22 protein-coding genes and 1 pseudogene are annotated in these 22209 nt (G+C 55.9%); 15 read left to right on the forward strand and 8 right to left on the reverse strand.

Annotated features, from left to right (window positions below; translation table 11 throughout):
* Positions 1 to 256: 256 nt before the first annotated feature.
* The gene (locus ACODS3_RS12215) at positions 257 to 2866 is read right to left on the reverse strand and encodes a GAF domain-containing hybrid sensor histidine kinase/response regulator (protein WP_489034453.1); all 2610 of its coding nucleotides are present in this window, start codon (positions 2864 to 2866) and stop codon (positions 257 to 259) included.
* 399 nt (positions 2867 to 3265) lie between these two features.
* Positions 3266 to 3577: a DUF6966 domain-containing protein gene (locus tag ACODS3_RS12220; protein ID WP_489034455.1), complete on the reverse strand. Its 312-nt coding sequence runs from the start codon at positions 3575 to 3577 to the stop codon at positions 3266 to 3268.
* A 105-nt stretch (positions 3578 to 3682) separates the two neighbouring features.
* On the opposite strand from ACODS3_RS12220, the gene ACODS3_RS12225 reads away from it, so the two are divergent.
* The 4 genes and pseudogenes from ACODS3_RS12225 to ACODS3_RS12240 all read left to right on the forward strand — a co-directional run bounded on the left by ACODS3_RS12225 (position 3683) and on the right by ACODS3_RS12240 (position 8018).
* Positions 3683 to 3901, forward strand: a complete 219-nt coding sequence (locus tag ACODS3_RS12225; RefSeq protein WP_201018501.1) for a DUF6434 domain-containing protein — start codon at positions 3683 to 3685, stop codon at positions 3899 to 3901.
* A gap of 210 nt (positions 3902 to 4111) precedes the next feature.
* A complete protein-coding gene (locus ACODS3_RS12230) occupies positions 4112 to 6205 on the forward strand; it encodes a hybrid sensor histidine kinase/response regulator (RefSeq protein WP_489034457.1) in 2094 nt (697 codons plus the stop codon).
* 169 nt (positions 6206 to 6374) lie between these two features.
* Positions 6375 to 6893, forward strand: a pseudogene (locus ACODS3_RS12235) (MCP four helix bundle domain-containing protein); the annotation flags it as partial.
* A 510-nt stretch (positions 6894 to 7403) separates the two neighbouring features.
* A complete protein-coding gene (locus ACODS3_RS12240; RefSeq protein ID WP_374063414.1) occupies positions 7404 to 8018 on the forward strand; it encodes a methyl-accepting chemotaxis protein in 615 nt (204 codons plus the stop codon).
* A gap of 161 nt (positions 8019 to 8179) precedes the next feature.
* Here the strand turns inward: ACODS3_RS12240 and ACODS3_RS12245 are convergent, their stop codons facing one another.
* Both ACODS3_RS12245 and katB read right to left on the reverse strand, forming a co-directional pair.
* Entirely contained in the window at positions 8180 to 8713 is a 534-nt protein-coding gene (locus ACODS3_RS12245; RefSeq protein WP_201002869.1) for an ankyrin repeat domain-containing protein, read from the reverse strand.
* 51 nt (positions 8714 to 8764) lie between these two features.
* Positions 8765 to 10270 carry a catalase KatB gene (katB, locus tag ACODS3_RS12250; protein WP_201018504.1) on the reverse strand — a complete coding sequence of 502 codons (1506 nt, stop codon included), beginning with the start codon at positions 10268 to 10270 and terminating at the stop codon, positions 8765 to 8767.
* A 446-nt stretch (positions 10271 to 10716) separates the two neighbouring features.
* Here katB and ACODS3_RS12255 point away from each other — a divergent pair, with 446 nt between their 5' ends.
* The gene (locus ACODS3_RS12255) at positions 10717 to 11442 is read left to right on the forward strand and encodes a GNAT family N-acetyltransferase (RefSeq protein ID WP_201018505.1); all 726 of its coding nucleotides are present in this window, start codon (positions 10717 to 10719) and stop codon (positions 11440 to 11442) included.
* Between the two features lie 10 nt (positions 11443 to 11452).
* On the opposite strand, the gene ACODS3_RS12260 is transcribed toward ACODS3_RS12255, so the two are convergent.
* On the reverse strand, positions 11453 to 12010 hold the full coding sequence (locus ACODS3_RS12260) for a TetR/AcrR family transcriptional regulator (protein ID WP_201018506.1): 558 nt from the start codon (positions 12008 to 12010) through the stop codon (positions 11453 to 11455).
* Between the two features lie 181 nt (positions 12011 to 12191).
* On the opposite strand from ACODS3_RS12260, the gene ACODS3_RS12265 reads away from it, so the two are divergent.
* From ACODS3_RS12265 to ACODS3_RS12275, 3 genes are all read left to right on the forward strand, one after another.
* The gene (locus ACODS3_RS12265; protein ID WP_201018600.1) at positions 12192 to 13286 is read left to right on the forward strand and encodes an alkene reductase; all 1095 of its coding nucleotides are present in this window, start codon (positions 12192 to 12194) and stop codon (positions 13284 to 13286) included.
* A gap of 75 nt (positions 13287 to 13361) precedes the next feature.
* A complete protein-coding gene (locus tag ACODS3_RS12270) occupies positions 13362 to 14150 on the forward strand; it encodes an SDR family NAD(P)-dependent oxidoreductase (RefSeq protein ID WP_489034461.1) in 789 nt (262 codons plus the stop codon).
* Positions 14151 to 14168: 18 nt separating this feature from the next.
* A complete protein-coding gene (locus ACODS3_RS12275; protein ID WP_201018508.1) occupies positions 14169 to 14984 on the forward strand; it encodes an oxidoreductase in 816 nt (271 codons plus the stop codon).
* Positions 14985 to 15015: 31 nt separating this feature from the next.
* Here ACODS3_RS12275 and ACODS3_RS12280 read toward each other — a convergent pair whose 3' ends face one another.
* Complete coding sequence (locus ACODS3_RS12280) at positions 15016 to 15420, reverse strand: DoxX family protein (protein WP_201018509.1); 405 nt, start codon at positions 15418 to 15420, stop codon at positions 15016 to 15018.
* Between the two features lie 95 nt (positions 15421 to 15515).
* Here ACODS3_RS12280 and ACODS3_RS12285 point away from each other — a divergent pair, with 95 nt between their 5' ends.
* Together ACODS3_RS12285 and ACODS3_RS12290 are read left to right on the forward strand one after the other, a co-directional pair.
* Positions 15516 to 15896, forward strand: a complete 381-nt coding sequence (locus ACODS3_RS12285) for a winged helix-turn-helix transcriptional regulator (protein WP_201018510.1) — start codon at positions 15516 to 15518, stop codon at positions 15894 to 15896.
* Positions 15897 to 15991: 95 nt separating this feature from the next.
* Entirely contained in the window at positions 15992 to 16843 is an 852-nt protein-coding gene (locus ACODS3_RS12290) for a CAP domain-containing protein (protein WP_489034464.1), read from the forward strand.
* A gap of 25 nt (positions 16844 to 16868) precedes the next feature.
* On the opposite strand, the gene ACODS3_RS12295 is transcribed toward ACODS3_RS12290, so the two are convergent.
* A complete protein-coding gene (locus tag ACODS3_RS12295; RefSeq protein WP_201018512.1) occupies positions 16869 to 17297 on the reverse strand; it encodes a nuclear transport factor 2 family protein in 429 nt (142 codons plus the stop codon).
* Positions 17298 to 17591: 294 nt separating this feature from the next.
* On the opposite strand from ACODS3_RS12295, the gene ACODS3_RS12300 reads away from it, so the two are divergent.
* From ACODS3_RS12300 to ACODS3_RS12310, 3 genes are all read left to right on the forward strand, one after another.
* On the forward strand, positions 17592 to 18119 hold the full coding sequence (locus ACODS3_RS12300; protein ID WP_304574299.1) for a DUF3237 domain-containing protein: 528 nt from the start codon (positions 17592 to 17594) through the stop codon (positions 18117 to 18119).
* 252 nt (positions 18120 to 18371) lie between these two features.
* Entirely contained in the window at positions 18372 to 18980 is a 609-nt protein-coding gene (locus tag ACODS3_RS12305) for a hypothetical protein (RefSeq protein ID WP_489034466.1), read from the forward strand.
* Positions 18981 to 18990: 10 nt separating this feature from the next.
* Positions 18991 to 19569, forward strand: a complete 579-nt coding sequence (locus ACODS3_RS12310; RefSeq protein WP_489034468.1) for a hypothetical protein — start codon at positions 18991 to 18993, stop codon at positions 19567 to 19569.
* Positions 19570 to 19611: 42 nt separating this feature from the next.
* Here ACODS3_RS12310 and ACODS3_RS12315 read toward each other — a convergent pair whose 3' ends face one another.
* Positions 19612 to 20556 carry an alpha/beta hydrolase gene (locus ACODS3_RS12315; protein WP_201018515.1) on the reverse strand — a complete coding sequence of 315 codons (945 nt, stop codon included), beginning with the start codon at positions 20554 to 20556 and terminating at the stop codon, positions 19612 to 19614.
* A 235-nt stretch (positions 20557 to 20791) separates the two neighbouring features.
* Here ACODS3_RS12315 and ACODS3_RS12320 point away from each other — a divergent pair, with 235 nt between their 5' ends.
* On the forward strand, positions 20792 to 21274 hold the full coding sequence (locus ACODS3_RS12320; protein WP_201018516.1) for a GNAT family N-acetyltransferase: 483 nt from the start codon (positions 20792 to 20794) through the stop codon (positions 21272 to 21274).
* 391 nt (positions 21275 to 21665) lie between these two features.
* Positions 21666 to 21947: a DUF1652 domain-containing protein gene (locus ACODS3_RS12325; protein WP_489034471.1), complete on the forward strand. Its 282-nt coding sequence runs from the start codon at positions 21666 to 21668 to the stop codon at positions 21945 to 21947.
* The last annotated feature ends 262 nt before the right edge of the window (positions 21948 to 22209 follow it).

Below are 22209 nucleotides of genomic sequence, written 5' to 3' on the forward strand. Positions count from 1 at the left end.
AATGTCGCATTGCCATGATCCCTATGTCAATAGGGCTTTTTCGATGATGGGGGTAAGGGACCGGCAAACACACCTTCCGATCCCGATCAATAAGGATGATTGTATTCGCATAAATTTATGCGGACGCAATTACCCAAGGATAAATCACAAGGCGCACTTTCCTATCTGAAGGCACCACACAGGTCGCACTCACCGGTATTCAAGCAAACCGAATCAGCAGCGATTACTGGCACTGCCACCCATACCCTGACACAGATCAGGGCGCCACGACCTTTGCCTCAGCATCATCGTCCGGGAACTCGCCGCGGAGTGGGGAAAGGCTTGCCGCGAGCTCGCTCTTGCGAAACGGCTTGGTGAGCCGCGGCAGGTCTGGGTCAAGGCCCTCACGTTCCGCATAGCCGGAGACGAGCAGGATTGCGGTCTCGGGCCTGGAGCGCTGAACCACTCTGGCCAGATCGGTCCCACTGATGCCAGGCATGAGGTGGTCGGTGACGAGCAGATCAAATGGCTCCCCGTGAGCCATCAACTGCATGGCTTCTTCGCCTGACGCGGCCTCGATCACGCTGTAGCCCAGCTCGGCCAGCATGTACGAGGTGCTGGCGCGTACCAGTTCTTCATCATCGACCAACAGCGCGATCCCGCGCGTCAATCGCGGCTCCGACGCCTCGACAATGCGCAAGGCCACTGCCGGCTCGGTCGTACTGCGCGGCAACCACAGCTCGACATTCGTCCCGAAACCCGGCGAGCTCTGAATCGTGAGTGCTCCGTTCAACTGTGATGCCAGCCCATGCACCATCGAAAGACCGAGACCAGTCCCTTTGCCGACACCCTTGGTGGAAAAGAATGGCTCCACTGCGCGGGAGAGGGTTGCGGCGTCCATGCCAATGCCTGTGTCCACGACAGACAGGCACAGGTACTCGCCTGGCGGAAGCTTTGAACGGTGCCCATTGCCGACCAGCGACATGCTGGCAGATATGCGCATCGTTCCCCCCTGAAGCATTGCGTCACGTGCGTTTACGGAGAGATTGAGAAGGGCCATCTCGAGCTGGTTCTGATCTGCGATGGCAGCGGGGAGATTCTGCGGAGCATCGACGACCACCTTGATTTGCGGCCCTGTCGTGCTGGCCACCAGATCGCCCATATCGTTCACCAATCTGGCCACATCGACCGGAACCGTTTGAAGCGGTTGACGGCGAGCGAAGGCAAGCAGTCTCTGCACGAGTGTCTTGGCACGTTCTGCCGATTGCATCGCACCTGAGATGAGCCGTTGCTCTCGTTCACCACCCACGCCTCGTCGCTGGAGCAGGTCAAGTGTGCCAACGATCGGGGTGAGCAGGTTATTGAAGTCATGGGCGACGCCGCCGGTAAGCTGCCCCATCGCTTCCATCTTCTGGCTCTGGCGCAGCGCCTTCTGGACTTCTTCCCGTTCGGTGATGGCCTGAGCAATTCGCCCTTCAAGGGTGTCATTGAGCTCCCTCAACTCCTCCTCGGCCGCCTTGCGGGCGGTGATTTCGATTGCGGTGCCGGTCACGCGCAAACAGATACCGGCCTTATCGAACACGCCCCGACCCTTGGCCGCAACCCAGCGGACGATGCCGTCCTCCCGTCCGACCGTGCGGTAGTCGACTTCGTAGAGCGCACGACGCTCTGGGTCAGCGGCCGCCATGAAGGCTGCGATCGTCGCTTCACGATCCTCGGGATGCAAACCCCCATAGAAGTCTTGCAGCGTGACCGTCACGTCAGCCGAGATGCCGAACATCGCTTTGGTCTGTGACGGCCAAACCAGCTTGTCATTAACGAAATCCACGTCCCAGAAACCCACATCGGCGTGGTCAACGGCAAGGCGCAATCTCGACTCGCTGATACGGATCGCGGAATCCGCTCGTGTACGATGCACGATCAGCCCTACCGTATGAGCCACGAAGTCGATGATTTCTACATCCGCTGGCAACGGCTCGCGCAGCTCATGGTGGTAAAGAACGAAAGCGCCGAGCGGGGTGGCTTGCGCCGAGCGGATCGGGATTGACCAGCAGACGTGCAGACCCTGCCTGACGGCCATATCCCGGAAGTCAGCCCAGCCTGGGTCGTTCGTGATGTCAGCCACTGCCGTTACAGCGCTCGGCTCGACGGCAATGCCTTCGACAGCGTCATTGTAGGCGTAGGGCAGGCTCGGCCCCGCGCAATGCTCCAGGTGTTTCCCGTCCTCATTCAGGAGCAAGATGCTTCCCAGGAAACCTGACATGGATAGCGTTTCCACCTCGCGGACGATCGCATCCAGCGTGACGTTCAGGGCTCTTTCTTTTACTGCCAGCTCCAGGATACGGTTCTGCGTAGCCCCCAGTGCTGCCCCGCGATTGCGAGCTTGGGTCAGGCGCGCATTCTCAATAGCGATCGTTGCCAGTCGCGCCAGACTTTCCAGTCGTTTGATCGTCTCAGGGTCGTGATCCCGAACCTCTGACCAGTAAGCGCCAAGCGCCGAGATCGGAACAGGTCTACCGATGGGCACCATCACGAGGCTGCGGACAAAGGTCGGCGCGTAAGCGTCCTGCGGGATGCGCGGGTCGAGCCGAACGTCACGGATCGCAACCGTCTCGCCGTGGCGCATCGCCCAGCCTGAAATACAGTGGTCGATCGGGAAGCTCTGGCCTTGCCAAAGGGGAGAGACCGCATCTTCAGCCACATAAGAACAGCGGCCTTCATGTTCGATGACCACCGCAACGCCCTCAGCACCTACCGTGGCGCGCGCGGTATCCCTCAAAACGGCGACGACCTCGTCCACCGATGTTGCACTGGCCAGCCGCTCACTGGCATTGAGCACATGAGATAAGCGGTCATCACCGATTGGATCCTTGGGAACAGTAAGCAAACGAAACTCCCAACGGCCACAGAGTCTTCTTCCGCGGTCTGGTTCAAATTGATGGTGGCGAAAGAGAGGGTGTGGCGCGACTCTCTCTTTTCGGCATGGGCGGATTTCAGTCTCTCAGAAAAGCGACTATCAAGCATCATCAGGGCGGTATTGTTTGACCGACAGCAATGGGTCGATTCTGTTGGAAAAGGCAGTTCTCTCAAGCTGCTCAAGGGCTGGCCGATGAAAAGACTTCTTTAGCATGCTGCTACGTGAGCGCTGAGCCCGATCCTCCGCGACAATTCAAGATTTCAATCTCAGGCACGTACTGTTTGCGGATCAAAACCGAGATCGACTGCTTTCAACAGAGTCGCCCCAGCCGGCTTTGTAAAAACAGCTTTGTTATACAAAACCCATGGCTTACACCCAATCAATCTCACCCAAAAGCCGAGCAACATAATCCCGCAACCTGTAAAACCTCTGATTCAACTCCCCATACCCCGACTTCCAGCACAAAACGCCATTGCGATAACTCTGCCCCAACATGAGATCGTTGAACGAACCCATGCCGCCGTAGGCCGAGCGCAGTTTCGTTATTCCTGACAGATCAGAGTCAGCCAACCGGGCGCGGGCATCGCGCATCCATTGGCTCCAATGCTCTTCACCGTCGCTTTCCAGCAGGGCAATGAGTTCGTCCAGAACACTGATCAGCTCTTCGGTTTTTGTGCTCATTTTGAGTCTCGCTTGAACCTGTTGTGTTCATGGAATACCGCGACGATTATGTCTCACTCATTACCCTCGAACACAACGCCCCATCATCCATACAGGCCAGCCCCCATGCCCTTCAACTGGCACTCCGACCCCATTACCCAATCCACTCCCGTCACCGCCACTTACAAAAATACCCAGAACGTCCGCCGCTTCATGACCGAGCATTGCGGTCCTGATTTCAAATTCGACCGACCCTTCATGGCCTGGATCATCGATGGAACCACGAAGACCATGGGCGACCTGGTAGATGAATGGTTGCGCAGGCATCAGGGGTTACCTCGTTAGGATATTCTTTTGCCTTTCGTACACCTGTTTGGATATTTTTGTCATCTGGCGCTCTTTTAGCCGGTTACGATGGAATTTGCTGAGGTCTCAGTGCTCTAATGATTTCAAAGCGCCACTAATTTTTGGCAGCAGCCGTTTTTTCTCGTAGCGTGTGCATGCATTTCTGCGGAATGTGAAACAGCGTAATCAATACCTTCAGGTACAGCAGCATTGACTCCGACCGATATTGAAAGCCTGAAAAGCCAGTTGAAGGCGCTTGAACAGGAAAACCTGAGCCTTAAAGATCAGCTGTGCACCAACAGGCAGAAAGCCGAGCTGGAGTTGGCGTCTTCTCAGGAGCGCTACCGTTTCCTGTTCAATGCCATGGATGAAGGTTTCTGCATCATTGAGTTTTTCGATGGTCCGCACGGGCCTTTGAGTGACTACATCCATATCGAGGCCAACCCGGCCTATGCCTTTCATGCCGGTATTCCCAATGTCGTCGGGCAGAAGCTTCGTGAAATGGTTCACGAAGAGGCCGATGGCTGGGTCGAGTTCTATGGCAAGGTGCTGCGTACCGGTGAGCCGATCCGCTTTGAGCGTGAACTGGTGGCGACCGGGCGTTATCTGTCTCTGACGGCCTTTCGTATCGAGCCGGCCAGTCGTAACCAGGTGGCGGTGCTGTTCCAGGACATTACCGAGCGCAAGCGTGCCGAAGAGGCCTTGCGGCAACTGAACGAGACGCTGGAAGCGCGCGTTATCGAGGCTGTCACCGAGCGCAAGGTGCTGTCCGATGTGGTCAACGGGACCAATGCGTTCATCCATGTCATCGACCCCGATTACCGCTGGCTGGCGATCAACGCTTCTGCTGAGCGGGAGTTCCAGCGTCTGTTCGGGGTTACGCCCAAGGTCGGCGACAATATGCTTGAGTTGCTCAAGCATCGGCCTGACAGCCAGGCGGTCATTCGTGGCTTCTGGGAGCGGGCGCTGGCAGGGGAGGAGTTTGTCGAGGTTACCAGTTTTTGCGATTCGGCAGATGACACTCGTCACTATGAGATCCGCTACAGCACGCTTCGCAATGTCGATGGGCAACAGATCGGCGCCTATCTGTTTGCCTATGACGTCAGTGAGCGCCTTCATGAACAGGCTCGTTTGAGCCAGGCCGAAGAAGCCTTGCGGCAGTCGCAGAAGATGGAGGCTGTCGGTCAGCTTACGGGTGGCATCGCTCACGATTTCAATAATCTGCTGACGGGCATTACCGGTTCGCTGGAGTTGCTTAAAGCGCGCTTGAGTCAGGGGCGTTATAACGAGATTGATCGCTATGTTGCCGCTGCACGGGATGCTTCCAAACGTGCCGCTTCGCTGACTCATCGCTTGCTGGCCTTTTCGCGACGTCAGACCCTTGATCCCAAGCCTGTCGATATCAATCGGTTGGTGATTGGTATGGAAGAGCTGATTCGTCGTTCCGTCGGGCCGCACATCACGGTGGAAGTCGTGACGTCAGTCGGGTTGTGGTCGACATTCATCGATGCGCCCCAACTGGAAAATGCGCTGCTGAACCTGTGCATCAATGCGCGCGATGCCATGCCTGAAGGCGGGCGCATTACCATTGAAACAGCCAACAAATGGATCGACGAGCGTGCCTCTCTGGCGCGTGACCTGCCGCCAGGGCAATACCTTTCACTGTGCGTGAGCGACACCGGGACCGGGATGTCGCCGGAAGTCATCAATCGCGCCTTCGATCCGTTTTTCACCACCAAGCCATTGGGGCAGGGCACGGGGCTTGGGCTTTCGATGGTGTATGGCTTTGTGCGCCAGTCCGGTGGCCAGGTGCGGATCTACTCGGAAAAGGATCAGGGCACGACCATGTGCCTCTATCTGCCTCGGCATTACCTCGGCACGCCGCAGGATTTGCCTGATGCGGAGCCAGCGGAGATCCTCCGTGCCGAGTGTACGCAGACGGTCATGATCGTTGACGATGAACCCACCATTCGCATGCTGGTCAGCGAAGTCATCGAGGATCATGGCTATATTTCCATCGAAGCCGGGGAAGGGGCCACGGCCCTGGAACTGCTGAGCACCGATATGCGTGTGGACCTGCTGGTCACTGATGTCGGCTTGCCCGGTGGCATGAATGGTCGCCAACTGGCCGACGCGGCACGCATCATCCGGCCTGACCTGAAGGTGATGTTCATCACCGGTTATGCCGAGAACGCGATTATCGGCAACGGCCATCTTGAGCCGGGCATGTGGGTGCTGACCAAACCGTTCACCATGGAAGCCTTTGCCAGCCGCATCCATGAAATGCTGAACATGGATGACTGATCTTTCTGGCGACCCCGGAGGTCGCCAATGCTTTTTTCTGCATTAAGAATATTTATGGAGTAATAACTCCAGATTCAATTGTGCCAATAGCCTGGGTGGGAGTAGATTGCGTTTGTTGATAGCCATTGGCTATCCGATTTGCCAACTTTCACTCTCGCTGGGGTGCGTCATGAGTAAACCCGTTTCATTGGCCAAGCGCATCGGATTGGGCTTTGCGTCTGTGTTGTCCTTGTTGGTGCTGGTGACCGCTGTGGGTATCCAGCGGGTGGGTTTCATTGACGATACCTTGAAGTATGTCAGCGACAATTCGGCGCTGATCCAGCGTTATGCAATCAACTTTCGTGGCAGTGTGCACAACCGCGCCATTTCCGTGCGCGATGCCGTGCTGGTCAACAACGACCAGGACCTCAATCGGCACCTGAACGAGATCGTGCGTCTGCGTAAGGAATATGACGTTTCCGCCGAGCCGATGGACCGTCTGTTCGCCGAGAAGAAAAACGTCTCCAGCGAAGAGAAGCGTCTGTTGCAGGACATCAAGGATATCGAGCGCAAGGCGCTGGCTTCTACGGACAAAGTCATCGAGCTGCGCCGCAACAACGACGTGGCGGGTGCGCAAGCCATGTTGCTGGCCCAGACGTCTGCCGATTACAGCGAATGGCTCAAGCGCATCAATGCGCTGATCGATCATGAAGAAGCGCAGATCAAGGGGCTGCTCGATAACGTGCAGGCTGCTGCGGGCGGCTTCATGTTGTTGATGGTGATTGCGACTGCGGTGGCGCTTTTGCTCAGCATCGGGGTGTCTGCGACGATCATTCGTTCTGTGAAGTCCACGTTGGGTGCCGAGCCGGCAGAGGTTGCCGAGGTCATTCGTCGTCTGGCCCGTGGCGATTTGAATCAGAAGATTGAATCGGCTTACCCCGACAGCGTCATGGGTACCCTGAAAACCACCTTGGGGAACCTGGCCCAGACCATCAATGAAGTGCGGGCTGCGGCTGCCCACGTAACCGATTCGTCAGCGCGTCTGCTGTCCACTTCGGCCAGCAATAATCGCCAGATCAGCCTGCAAACCAATGAAGCCCAGCATATTGCTACTGCCATCAACCAGATGGCGGGTTCGGTCAGTCAGGTGTCGGGCTATGCCTCTCAGGCTTCCGAGGCGACCAAGGTTGCAGATGGTCAGGTTGAAAGTGGCCACCGCATGGTGGGCGAAGCCGCCACGACCATTCAGAAACTGGCAACCATTCTGGAGCAGGCCACGCAGACGGTGGGTCAGGTTTCCAAAGACAGCGAAAACATCGAGAGCGTGATCGAGGTGATCAACTCCATTGCGGCGCAAACCAACCTGCTGGCGCTCAATGCCGCCATCGAGGCTGCCCGGGCCGGTGAGTATGGCCGAGGCTTTGCGGTGGTGGCTGATGAAGTGCGCTCGCTGGCGACGCGCACCCAGGAGTCCACCCAGGAAATTCGCGAGATGATCAGCAAGCTTCAGGGCGGCACGCACGGTGCGACTCAGATCATGCAGCAGAGCTGTGAGCTGGCCCGCACGACCGTCGAGCAGACCCGGGATGCGCAGGCAGCACTCAGCAGGATTCGTGAAGAGGTCGGGGCCATCAACGACATGAACGCCCAGATCGCCAGTGCCTCTATTCAGCAGAATGCCGTGGCGGATGATGTTGCACAGAATATCAACCGTATCCACAGCTCCACCCTTGAGTCGGCAGCCGGATCGCGTGAAGTGGCGAGCTCCAGCGAAGAACTGGCGGAGCTGGCTGATCGGTTGACCGGGAAGGTGGCGTTTTTCAAGGTGGCGTAAGCCCGCTGGGCAGGAGCGAATACATTCGCGAGGCAGTGTTGAAGGCAATACATTTTCTTTGGATGTACGGGCCTCTCGCGAATGAATTCGCTCCTACGCGCAGTGGTATTTCTGGCGATAAATCTCTTGGAACATATCGGCCCCCTCCCACAGGTTTGGTTCTACTGCACGGGCGGTGCCTGAAACTCGCCTCTGGACAGGTTGTTCACGTCATTCCCCATACTGTCGCGAAGGCTCAGGTCGGCGCCTTTGGCGGCCAGGGCTTGCAGAATTTCGGTTCGCTGGAACAGGGCGGCATACATGGATGCTGTCTGGCCGGCGTTATTGCGTTGGTCGGGCGCGCAATGGGCTTCGACCAGGCGTTTGGCGATACTCAGTTCGCCTTTGAATATGGCGCCCATCAAGGCGGTATTGCCTCGTTTGTCTTCGGCGCAGGGGTCCGCACCGGCATTGATCAATTGAGTAACGAGTTGTTCGTGGCCGTGATAGGCCGCCAGAATCAACCCCGTATAGCCTTTCTCGTCCTGGATGTTCAGGTCGTAGTGAGCGTCGATGAAGGTTGCCATCATCTCGCTGTTTCCCTCTCGGGAAGCGTCGAAAAACAGGGTGCGTAGCTGGTTGGTTGTCTGGTCCGAAGGTGTTTCTGCCTGAGCGACTGCGGCAAACAGCACCAACCCGTAAAGTAAGGTTCGCATGGGCGTTCTCCTGAAAACAGCCAGCCCCTTGCGGGGCCGGCTATCGACTTGTCAGTCTTTGAGGTTCGCAGCCAGGGACTTGACCTTGGCCAGATCACCCTTGGCCACTTCGGTTACCCGAGTGCCGTAGTCTGGATCAGCCTTGTAGAGGAACGAGAGCACGATGTTCTTGCTTTCGGTGTCGGTGTCAGCCAGCGACTCGCCAAAGCTCTGGACCAGATCGCTCTTTTCCTTGGTGTTGTAGGAACGATACAGATCGCCTGCTTGCTTGAAGTTCTGCTCGCGGGTGATCTTCGCCTGCTGGGTAGTGCCGCTTACTGGCGACTGGCTGTAGCGTGCCTGAGTATCGGACGGACGCGGGCTCAGACGGCTTGGCTCGTAGTTGACGCCACTGGTGGTGTGGCCAGTGTTCATTGCGCCATCCTGGTTGCCGTTGTTGACCGGGACTTTCGGCTGGTTGACCGGCAGGCTCAGGCCATTGGCGCCCAGACGATACATCTGCGTGTCGGCATAGGAGAACACACGGCCTTGCAGCAGGCGGTCTTCGGAAGGTTCGATACCCGGTACCAGGTTGGCCGGAGCCATGGCGACCTGCTCGGTCTCCTGGAAGAAGTTATCGACGTTCTTGTTCAGGACCATCTGACCGATCTTGCGCTCGGGTACGTCAGGCCAGATCTTGGTGGCGTCGAGCGGGTCGAACTCGAATTTTGCGAGATCGGCAGGTTTGAGCACCTGAATGTAGAGATCCCATTTCGGGAAGTCGCCTTTTTTGATCGCGCTGACCAGATCGTTGGTCAGGTGGCTGAAGTCCTTGGACTGCACTTGAGCCGCTTGTGCCGGATCGAGGTTCTTGATGCCTTGCAGTGATTTCCAGTGGAACTTCACGTAATGGACTTCGCCCTTGGCATTCACCAGTTTGTAGGCGTGTACGCCATTGCCGTCCATGAAGCGATAACCGGCTGGCGTCCCTTCATTGGAGTACAGCAATGTCAAAGTGCGAGTCGCTTCCGGGACGTGGGAAAAAAAGTCGAAGCGGCGGGAGTCATTACCCAGATTGGTTCTAGGGTCAGGCTTGAAGGCATGAACCATATCGGGAAACTTGATGGCGTCGCGAATAAAGAAGGTCGGAAAGTTATTACCCACCAGGTCCCAGTTACCATCGGCGGTATAAAACTTGGTGGCGAAGCCATGGGGGTCGCGCAATGTTTCAGGTGAATGGTTGCCATGCACTACGGAGGAGAAGCGCACGAAAACCGGAGTCGCCTCACCCGACTTGAACACCTTTGCCTTGCTCAGATCGCTGATATCGGCCGACGCGGTAAATTCACCGCGAACCCCTGTACCACGGGCGTGAACCACGCGCTCAGGAATACGCTCGCGATCAAAACGCTGGAGCTTTTGCAGCAACTGCACATCCTGCAACAGCGTAGGCCCTTGAGGGCCGGCAGTCTGTGAGTTCTGGTTGTCGCCCACCGGCGCACCATTGTCGCGGGTTAATGTATCTGCTGCATAAGCGGTCGGAATAACCATTAAGCCGACAGCAGTTAAACGCAGCATCTGTCCAGACCAGTTTAAAAACGGCATTTTTTGAATCCCTCATATTTTTGTATTCAGCGCACTTATCCTAGGCGGATGAATATTTATCTGTAATCGTAAAAATTTATCGGGGCGATTGAGATAAATGTGTGTGACGTACATATGGGGGACACGGGTGAGTGTAGATGAGAATCGTTATTTGTATGTTGGCTTTAATATGTTTCTGAAGGTTTCATATGTGGGTGATATTAAATTAATGGCTCAGAGAATGTCGGGCAAGTGTCCTTGTCGGGAGTTTTCGTGTTTCTGTTGGCAATAATGAGTTATCTCCCTTAAAACAGCGCGATTCAATTCGGGAGGGCCTTGCTTTTGTGGCGGTCATTTTTATTGCTTCCGTGCTTGCGGCCAATGCGCGTTATGATGGCGCGGCCAGATTGTCATGAGTAAGCCCCGGAGCCCCTCGTTTGATGTCCATTGTCACTCTGCTTGAAGCCACGCCTCCAGAAGCCATCAAAAGCCAGATTCTGCAGATGGTCGTCGATTACGTCACCGACATCAGCATGGTCGCCATTGCCCCGAGCAATCCGCTTTACAACCTCTATCAATATGGCATTGGCTACGAGGTTCATCTTTATCTGGATGCAATGAATGGCTCCAAAGGCATTCCGGTCGAACTGATCGTGGCGCTGGATGAACAGGACCCCTCCATCGTGACCGGCTTCGTTCTGTACCTGCCGGTCAAGGATGATCCTGAAGCCTGTGCCGTGGCGTATATGGCCGTGCGGGAAAGCCACCGTCGCCGTGGTATCGCACGCGGGATGCTGCAGAAAATGCTTGGCCGTTACCCTCACACCGAACTTTCCTGCGTCGTCGGCAAGGTGCCGTGCTTTGAATCTCTGGGCTTTCAGGTCATTGGCGCACGCGGCCCACAGGTCATCATGAACACCCGCGATCACGGCACGGAGGGGCTGTTGGCAGTGCTGGATGTCGCGCCGATCTATCGCTCAGTGGAGGTGCGGCAGATTCATGCGTACCTGCTCAAGCAGCACGGGAAAAGAGCCATGGTGGACGCCGAGAAAAAGCGTGACCGGCACCTGGACGAGATGACACGTCACGCCACGGCGTTTGTGATCGAGCGGTTGGGCGAGGGCGCCTTGCGCAATGGCGGGCGCGGGCCGGTGTTAGTGGGCTGAGTGAAGTCGCCTAGTCCTGCCCGAGTATCTGCGCTCTGCAAGCCTCGATGATCTCATCCGCCAGCGGCGAGTCATCCGGGCAGGAGCGTGACAATACAATTGCGCCGACCGCATGGGCCAGCATGCTGATCATTCTTGCCCGCTGTTGATCCGCCTCGTCCGTGTCGGGGCTTGCAGAGTCAATCTGTTCAAGCATTTTTGTGATCCCTTCTGCAAACGTCGCCTTGACCTCCTGCGATTGACGCGCAGCATCCCCGCAGAGTGCGGCCATTGTGCAACCGACGTTCCGGCCATCGCGGTGCTTGCGGGACAGGTAGTGATTGATGAACTCGGCGACGCTGAGGTTTTCGCTATTGGCCAGGCTCTTGGCAAAACTGCTTGCAGCGGCTTCGGCCATCAGGTCGGCTTTGGAGCCGAAGTGCTTGTAGAACCCGCCATGGGTAAAACCGGCAGCCGCCATCAGGTCGGCGACGCCCACGCCGTCATAACCCCGCTCACGAAACAGCTCTGAAGCCGTATCGACGATGTGCGCTCGATTCGCCTGCGCCTGCGCTTTGCTGACTCTCATATCGACATGCCTTTTGTGCTTACGCTCAAGTCGTCACTATACATTGATGTCGCTCATCATCAAAACTGTTGACGTCTAAGATTATGATCATCATCATAATCGTCAAGCCTGCCTCGGGAGCCGACGCATGGCGATGTGCTCCTTTGGCAACGACCTTCAATTGATGTGGAAGCAAGACGACATGACCGAGAAAACCTTGTTCGAGCCTTACACCCTTGGCTCCCTGACACTCTCCAACCGGATCGTTCTAGCGCCGTTGACGCGCAATCGCGCGGGTGCCGGTTTCGTGCCAAGTGAGTTCGCCGCGACTTACTACAGCCAGCGGGCGTCGGCGGGTTTGCTGATTTCAGAAGCTACGCAAATCTCGCAGCAGGGGCAGGGCTATCAGGACACGCCTGGCATTTACACGCAGGCGCAGATCGACGGCTGGCTCAAGGTTACCGATGCTGTCCATGCGCAAGGCGGGCGAATCTTCCTGCAGATGTGGCACGTCGGACGTGTTTCGCATGTCGACCTGCAGAAGAATGGCGCTGCTCCGGTTGCTCCCTCTGCGATCCGCGCCGAGACCAAGACGTTCGTCAACAACAGCTTTGTGGATGTTTCCGAGCCTCGGGCGCTGGAGCTCAATGAACTGCCAGGCATCGTCAAGGATTTCCGTCAGGCCGCGGCAAACGCCATCGCCGCAGGTTTCGATGGCGTCGAGATTCACGGTGCCAATGGCTATCTGCTGGATCAGTTCATCAAGGACAGCGCCAACGTACGCACCGATGCCTACGGCGGCTCCATCGAGAATCGTGCGCGTCTGCTGCTGGAAGTGACAGCGGCTGTGGTCGAGGAGATCGGCGCTGAGCGTACAGGCATTCGTATTTCGCCGGTTTCGCCAGCCAATGGGGTTTCAAGCAGTGATCCGCAGGCCCAGTTCGATTACATCGTCGATCAGCTCGACGCCCTGGGCATTGCCTACCTGCATGTTGTCGAGGGTGCGACCGGCGGGCCGCGTGACGTTGCGCCGTTCGATTTCGACTCCCTGCGCCGACGCTTCAAGAACACCTACATCGCCAATAACGGCTATGACCTGGACCTCGCTACCTCCCGGCTGAACCAGGACAAGGCCGACCTGTTTGCTTTCGGGCGTCCGTTTATTGCCAACCCGGATCTGGTTGAGCGATTGAGCAGCGGCGCGCCACTGGCAGCGCTCGATCCGACCACGATTTATGGCGGCGGCGCAGCGGGATATATCGACTATCCGACCTTCGCAGATTCTCAAGCGCAGTAAAACCCGCAGAGCCACGGATTGATGTGGCTTCGCACCTATCCCGACATGCGTTCACCTAATCAAGAGAGCCATTTCATGACCAGCCTTTCGACAGTCCTCATCACCGGTGCTTCTTCTGGCATTGGAGCTACCTACGCCGAGCGTTTTGCGAGTCGTGGCCACAATCTCGTACTGGTTGCCCGCGACAAGGGGCGACTGGAAACTCTCGCTGCGCGGCTGCGCAAAGAGCACGACGTCGCCGTCGACGTTCTGCAGGCCGATCTCACTCGTGCCGACGATTTGGTTAGCGTGGAGACGCGCCTGCGCGATGACGCGCAAATCGGAATTCTCATCAACAATGCCGGGATAGCCCAGTCTGGTGGCTTCCTCGACCAGACCTCCGAAGATGTCACCCGGATGGTCGGATTGAATACGGTGGCCTTGGTCCGGCTCGCCAATGCCATCGCCCCGCGTCTTGTTCAGGCTGGAGAAGGCTCCATCGTCAATATTGGCTCGGTGGTAGGTCTGGCACCGGAGTTCGGCATGTCGGTTTATGGTGCGACCAAAGCTTTCGTGTTGTTCCTTTCCCAAGGCCTGAATCTGGAACTCGGCCCCAAAGGCATTTACATACAGGCCGTTCTTCCGGCTGCAACCCGCACCGAGATCTGGGAGCGTGCCGGTATCGACATCAATACGCTGTCCGAAGTGATGGACGTGGGCGAGCTGGTTGATGCCGCTCTTGTCGGTTTTGATAAGCGTGAGCTTGTCACCATTCCTCCATTGCACGACGCCGCTCGTTGGGATGCGCTGGATGCTGCTCGACAAGGCCTGCTGTCGGATATCAGGCAGGCGCATGCTGCCGAGCGCTATCAAACCGCTTCGTAACCCGCTGAAGAGGTCTTCATGAAAACCAATAAACCAGTGGCGCTCGTTACGGGCGCTTCTTCAGGCATAGGCGAAGCCACGGCCCATAAACTCCTGGCGGCGGGTTACACGGTCTATGGCACGAGTCGACGTGGTGATCTCGCCGGTCAGCGGCGTTTTCCATTACTGGCTCTTGACGTCACTGACGACGAATCCGTCGATGCTGCGGTCAACGAGTTGCTCAAGCGGGAAGGGCGCATTGATCTGTTGGTCAATAACGCGGGCTTCGGGATTGCTCCGGGGGCCGCGCAAGAAAGTTCTATCGAACAGGCCAAGGCTCTCTTCGATACGAACTTTCTGGGTATCGTGCGCATGACCCGTGCAATTGTGCCGCACATGCTTGAGCGTGGTAGCGGACGGATCATCAATATCGGCTCGATTCTCGGCGCTGTTTCGGTGCCTTATGTCGCGCTTTACTGCGCCAGCAAGCATGCAGTGGCGGGTTACTCGCAAGCGCTGGATCATGAATTGCGTACCCGTGGGGTTCGAGTCTCGGTCATCGAGCCTGCCTATACCAGGACGCAGTTCGAGGCTAATAACATTGAGCCGGATGCAAAGCTCAACGAGTATGAGTCGATTCGTGCGCATGTTACGAAAGTGGTCAAACAAGCCATGGCGAACGCCGACGAACCCTCCATCGTCGCCGACGTCGTGTTGCAGGCGGCGAGTGCCGAGCGGCCGAAGCTTCGTTACACCGCGGGCAAGGCTGCAAGGCAGTTGCAGTTCTTGCGTCGATTCGCACCGGCGAGCGTGCTGGATGCGGGTATTCGCAAGAACCTGCAACTTGATACCTGAGCTTCCTTTGTCGTCAGGCACGCCGTCTGGACTACTGACTTTCCTGTGAGAAAGCCATGACCTGACCATAGGGTGATGGCACTTCACGGGCGGCATTCTGGGTGTAGAAAGAGGTTGTCAGCAGTACCAGACACACCACTGCTGGCAATGCTCCACCGGGCTTGCGCACACCGATATAGGCCAGTGCGGAAAGTAGCAGGTGATAGAAGACGCCGGCGTAGGCGAGGTCGCTAAGCCCTACGTTGAAGCGCGAGACAATGACGACCACTGCCAGAATTTTCGTGACAATAAGCAGAGGCACGAGATATCCGGGATAACCCAGTTCCCCCAGCGTTTCACGCACCCATTCACTTTTGCGAATGTACATGGCTGCGGAAACCAGATAGAGCGCAGACAGCAACAGTGTGCTGATCCAGTAGGCGTAGTTTTCAATCATGGAAGTGTCCTGTACGGGTTGTAATGCATCGACTCGCGGCGAGAGTGTCGTCTAATATGAAAAGCCGCAAGTAGGATGAAAAAGTGATACTTAGTATGGAAAACCAGACTAACGACGACGAAAAGATCAATATGCACGAGGAAATGCGCCGGGCATTCTCGTTGCTGTCGGGCAAATGGAAGCTGGAAATAATGTGGTTGCTCAACCAGCGGATCTATCGCTTCGGAGAACTGCGCAAGGCAATTCCAGGCATTACCCAGCACATGCTGACGGCGCAACTTCGCGAGCTTGAAAACGATGGCCTGGTGTCGCGCACCGTGTTTGCGCAAGTGCCGCCTCGTGTCGAATATGAAATCACGACCAAGGCGCGCGGGCTTGGGCCAACCATGGAAGCGCTTATGGTCTGGTGGAACGAGTACGGGAATAGCGTGCCGGCAAAACCGGGTACACGCGGTCGCAAGGCAAAAAACAGTTAACGTTATTCAGGATGATTCAGGCCCCACCCGCAGAGTGCAATTTGCCACGTAAATCACGCATCATGTGCGGGTCCGGTCTAAAGGTAGGCTCCTTCATGCGCGTCATGTCATCCGCTTTGCGTCTTGCTGTGCTGTCATTGGGAATGGTGTTTTCCGTTGCTGCGCTGGCAACCGAAGAAACGCAACTGGCAGAGTCCATCAATCTCTATCGCAGCCAGGTTCAACGCTGTGCCGGGCAGGTTTCCATGGAGCTGCCGCCGCTGGTCAGTGATTCACGTCTGGTGTTGCCGGCTACCGGGTCAGGTGATTTGCAGCAATCGCTGGCACGTGCCTCCTATCCGATGGTTACTGTGCAGGCTATCAGCCTGTCGGGGCCGCGGGATGCGCAATCGGCCATGAAAGCGGTGCAGGAAAGTTTTTGCCAGGTAGTGCTGGACCCGCAATTCGTCGACATCGGTGTGAGCCGGGAAGGGCGCGAATGGCGCATTGTACTGGCGCGCTCTCTGCTGGCTGCGCGGCTTGGAGAGTGGCAGGCTGAAGGGCAAAAGCTGCTTGAGCTGATCAACACAGCACGCACGCAGCCACGTCAGTGCGGTACTCAGGCCTTTAATGCCACGAACCCGCTGGCCTGGAATGCCACGCTGGCAACGGCGGCTGAAGGGCATACCCGGTCCATGGCCAATAACAGCTTCTTCGATCACAAAGGGCGCGATGGCAGTACGCCGGGGGATCGGGCCGAGTTGGCCGGTTACATCGCCCAGCAGATCGGTGAGAACATCGCCGCTGGCCAGGACTCGGTGCGCAAGGTGGTCGATGGCTGGCTAGCCAGCCCCGGCCACTGCGCCAATCTGATGAATCCGGGCTTTCGCGAGTTGGGCGCAGCCTATGCGATCGACCCCAAGAGCGATGCAGGAATCTACTGGACGGCCATGTTCGGTTCGCAGTGAGAACTGGCCGTCCGCATTGCCTGAATCAGAAACGGAACGCTTGTCTGCCAATCAATAGCCATTGGCCGTTCTGTTTCTGCCAGATCTGAAAGTTTTCGATCTCGGTCGGCACTACCTTGCCGCTGTTCACTGCCTGGGCCGAAAAGTGATTGCGCACCAGGGCGACATCGCCGGAAAGGGTGATTTTCTGGTTGAGCATTTTCAACTCGTTGAAAGCACTTTTCCCGGTTTCGATATCAGCAATGAATGCCTGCTTGTCCTGAATGTTACCGCTGGAGTGGCCGTAGGTAAGATTGTCTGCGGTCAGCTTTTTCAGTTGCCCGATATCCTTGTGCAGCATGGCCTGGGTCAGCTTGTCCACGGCAGCGGCAACATCGTTCTCATCGGAAGAGGCGGCGTATACAAACCCGGTGAAGAGACACAGAAAACCCACAAGCAGTTTGAGCTTTTTCATGAACAGGTCCTTTTTTTGTAGTTAGATTAAGACGGACAGACGGTCTGGATAGTGAGTTCCTTGCATTCGTCTGTCATCGTACAACTTAGCCGATTTTATCGGGATGGCAAGGATTTGTTGCTCTGGCCGCGAATGTGACCACCATCATATTAAGTGAACTGGCGGGTACAATTATCTTGACAACCAAACTGGGATGAGCCGAAACTTGATGCACTTTGAATAGTGCTATTACTATAAAAATGTAATGCCAATGTGCGCAGATGTTCGCACATGGATCGAGCGAGAGGGCTTGATATGAATGTCATTGATTTTACCGACTCTCGCAAGAGAACCGAACGTGCTGTAAGTACCACAACAAAGATCCCTTTGTTGGAAAACGTTCTCACTATCACATTACGTACCGATGCTCCGGCGTTTCTGGGTATATGCAGCGACGGTCTTCGCAGTAATACCTCGATTGTCGGCGGGGAGTTCCATGGCCCGCAATTTCAGGGCGTAGTACTGCCAGGTGGTTCCGATTTCTTTATCGAGAACTCAGGTGATGTTGCGCACTTGAATGCACGCTTTACCTTGCGCACTGACCTGGGCGAACTGATCAACGTCATCAACAAGGGCGTGCTTATCCTGGATGAAACGGCTCAGCAGGAAATTCAGGACGGCGTATGGCCGGTGACGGCAGGTCATTATGAATGCACCTGCACTCCACGTTTTCAGGTCGCGATGGGCCCTAATGACTGGCTGGAGCGCAGCGCCTTTATCGGCAAGATTGAATATATATATGCCAATGAAACCCTGTTGAATATTTATCGTATCAAGTACTGAAACTCATAACTTTCGCTCCAGGGTGGGAGCGTGAGCATTGCCCGGTAAAACCTCTTCCCTGCGCCTCCAAGCCTTTTCCTCCCTCGCCACATCAATTAATTAGCACGCCTGATACAGAGTGGTTACAATCGCCGCCCTCGATGGCATTCGGCCATCGTTTGCGTGCCACGGACGGGCGATAGCCTGTGGTATGCCCTCACTCTCTACAGGTCAGATGGCGCTTTGCGGTGACATCTCAAGGATGTGCGTTAAATGAATAAGTTGCAGTACGCCGCGATCGGCTTCATGGGGCTGATGTTGACTGGGTGTGTTTCCTTCACGCCTGCAGGCCCGATTGCCCCTCCTATCGAAATTGCGGAACACACCTTGCCTATAGGGGCCTCGGTCAAGGACGTGCAGGTTTCGGATGAGAGCATCAAGGCCGATGTGCGTCGTAATATCGGCGTTCAGTTGACCAGCCAGATCAATACGTACATTGAGCGAGGCGAGTTCTTCCAGAAAATGATCGTGTTCCCGGCCAAGCTGGGTGAGAAGGATGTCGATCTGACGTTCAACTTCACGTCTCTCAAGGGCAAGCGTACGCCGCACCCTGGCTATTTTCCTGGCGCCTTGCTGACATTGACGGTCTGGATCTGGGTCAATGGCCCGATTTATGTCGATGCATATGATCTTTCGGGTGAGCTGAGCATCACCGATCGCACAGGCAAGCAACTGGCCCTGTCACGGCAGGTGCTCAAGCGCGACCAGAACACGGGTTTGTGGGACAACGACTATTACAACATGACCCTGGGTTCTCATCAGTTGACCGAGCTGGTTAATGTCCTGCTCAAAGACGCCACTCAACAACTTCCCAAAGAATAAGGCTATTTCCGTGAACAAGTTTTTTGCGTTGCTTGTCGTTGTTTTTTTCCTCAGCCTGCAAGGCTGCATGACGTACTCCCATCATGAGTTGACGCCTGTCGGGCAGTGGCCGCTTGCTCAGACCAAGCAGGATAAACCTGTCGTCTACCTCAAAGTGCTCGCCGAGTATGCTCATAACGACAATGCGATGAACACTAATACCAATATCGCAGGTCTGGAAAAGCAGTTGGTTCAGGAGTTTCAGGATAGTCAGCGTTTTGCCAGGGTTACCACCGAGCAGCAATCATCCGACGTGTATGTCACTGCGACACTGCGTAATCATGAAGAAGGCAATCTGGCTGGCGCTTTTCTGACAGGGTTTACCTTTTTCCTGATCCCCAACACGTTTGATAACACCTTGTCGCTTGAGTTGACCTTCCGTGACAAGGACGGCAAGAAGCTGGGCCAGGTGCGTAAACAAGAGAAACTGACAACCTGGATGCAGTTGTTCCTGGTTTTTGCTGTTCCCTTCAACGAGTCCTCGGACGCGCTGATCAAGCAACTGGCACGCAGTACGCTTGAAGAGGCCGCCAACAAGGGCCTGATCTGACCTGATCGATGCCGTGCCGAAATACTTTCGGCACGGTAGCAGTCATCCCGCCTGTTTCTGCCTGTTCTCCTCTTTCTTTGCATGTTCCGGTGACGCCGTAGCCTTCAACAAGGCTTGAATCGCCTGGCTATAAGCCTGCCTGCCCAGACGCATGCTGTTGTTGTGAGTACCGCCCGGCACCAGCAACAGATTCTTGGGCTCCTGTGCGGCCTCGAACAATTCCTCGCTGAAGCGTGCCGGTACATAGCGGTCGTCGGTGCCATGTACGATCAGCACCGGCATGTGAATGTCCGCGATCTTGTCCAGTGAGTCGAATTTCTGCGAAAGCAGCCAGCGCACGGGTAGCGATGTATTGGCAATGGCCGTGGCGACATCGGCCAGGTTGGTGAAGGTGGATTCGATGATCAGGCCGCGAGCCTGTGCCGGCGTGTCTTCTTTCTTGGCTTCGCGCCCCAGTTCGGCAGCCAGGTCCACCGCCACGGCACCCCCCAGGGAGTGGCCGTAGATCAGCCTGCGTTGCGGGTCTGGTTGCAGTTGCTTGAGACGATCCCAGGCAATCCGGGCGTCCTCATAAACGGTGGTTTCAGACGGCAGTTGCCCCATGCTCTGACCAAAGCCCCGGTAGTCGATGGCAAGAATCGAGAAGCCCAGTGCCCGCAGTTGTTCGATACGAAACAACTGGCCGGTCAGGTTCCAGCGTGAGCCGTGCAGGTACAGAACCGCTGGAGCATCCTTGCGCGTTGCAGGCCACCACCAGGCATGGATATTCTGCGAGGTGCCGAATGCCGGCGTGTTGAGTTCCAGCTCCTGCACGTCGGCGGGCAGGCCGCTGTACCAGCTGGCATTGCCGGGTTCGATGCGAAAGACCAGCTCTCGCTCCTTGTGTTCCAGCACCGCACAGCCCACAGGCAAGCCAATAATGATGGCCGCCATGCATGCCCAGGTAAATCGGCGTGCCTTGAGGCGAGCAAGAGAGAATATCGGCATGAGGGTGGTGTTCCGGTAAACAAAATGAAATAAATGCCGCTTCTGTATCCGCGTTGCAAGGCGGTGTGTAGAAAATCGGTTACAGAATATTGCGTCGGCGGCAGGCCCTGAATCCGCAGGGATAGCGTCAGGCAATATTTCATGTCGTGATTCTGTCGTGCGGCAGTGCGGAATCTGTCGGGTCGCATATAGTCCTATCGCTTGTTATTCAAACCCTTCAAGAGGTTACTGCTCAATGTTCCATCACCGTCCAATGGAAGAGAAAGACATCCCCATCGTGTGCGAGCTGCCTCAGAATGCCGACGAGCTGTTTTACATGTTCCCCAGAGCGGTCTATCCACTGACACCGCCTCAACTCAAGGAGGCCATGGAGACTCGTTTCGACTCGACCGTGATTGAAATGAATGGCGAAGTGGTCGGATTTGCCAATTTTTCCCGTTCTGATTTCCGTGGTCGCTGCTCGCTGGGCAATGTGATCATTGCACCCAAGGCCCGCTCCAAGGGCGTGGGGCGTTACATGATCAGTTGCATGATGAATATCGCGTTCGACAAGCATGAAGCCACCGAATTGACCGCTTCTTGCTTCAATCACAATGTTCCAGGCCTGTTGTTTTATCCCCGCATGGGGTTTCGGCCGTTTGCCATTGAAGAGCGGCGGGACAAACACGGTGCCCGTGTGGCCTTGATACATCTGCGTCTGCCTCGTTCACCGGAATAATAATGTGTCGTTGTGTGCGGTATTTTCAGGCTCTTTTAACGGAGCGCAGGGCCTGAAAGTGCCGCTGTTTTTCGTCGCTTCATGGACCGTTTGTCTGCCTTCTGAGTGAGCACGTGCAATGCTTTTTGGCCAAAGTATCGGACAAAAGGGCTGATAGTCCCTGATGAAACGTTTTTTCTGGTCGTTATCATAAATAATTCTGAAGGGGTGCTATATTAATAGCCGGGCAAGAGGTTTGCCTGATGTGAAGGATGAGCGTATAAACGGGTTTATATGCAGTTATTGATGGTAATTAGTTGGCGGGCAATGGAATGTCTTGCTTGGGCGGGAAACTAAAAAAGCATTGGCAAACTGCTGATCCCTGCAGCGTTTGATAAAAAGGAGATGGCTAATGATCGCTTCTGGACTGTCTACACTGGAATTGCGAAATATAATAGAAGTTGCTTTTTTACCATTGAGTTGTACCTGTACTGTCGTGCCGGGCCTTACGCCTGAAAGAACAACCATGTCCGTGCAGATAACCGATCCATCCACGGGTCGTGTAGAGCTTTCAGTCACCGGAATCTCCCTGGACAGGCTCAAGACCAGCCGGGATATTTCCGATCTGGTAGCGGAGCTGCGCGATGAGCGGGCTCATCACGGCCAGCTTCAACCTCACTATCACACGGCCTGACGCACGTCAGATTCTATTCGCATAACCTGTACCCATAACGCCTGACTCCATATCGCCCCGGTCATTCATGGCCGGGGCGTTTGCGTGTGTATCGGTTTTGAGTCAGTCACGATTTCTGGGGTGCTTGCGAACAGGTTTGTCAATTTGCTGGCGCTGGCCTTTTGCGGGTTTTTCCCTGGGCGATGTAAAAATAAAAGGTCATCGAATGCTTTGAAAGTGGGCAGGATAAGCTAGTTTTAGAGCAGTAGAGGTATTATTTTCA

Source organism: Pseudomonas sp. FG43 (assembly GCF_057809175.1).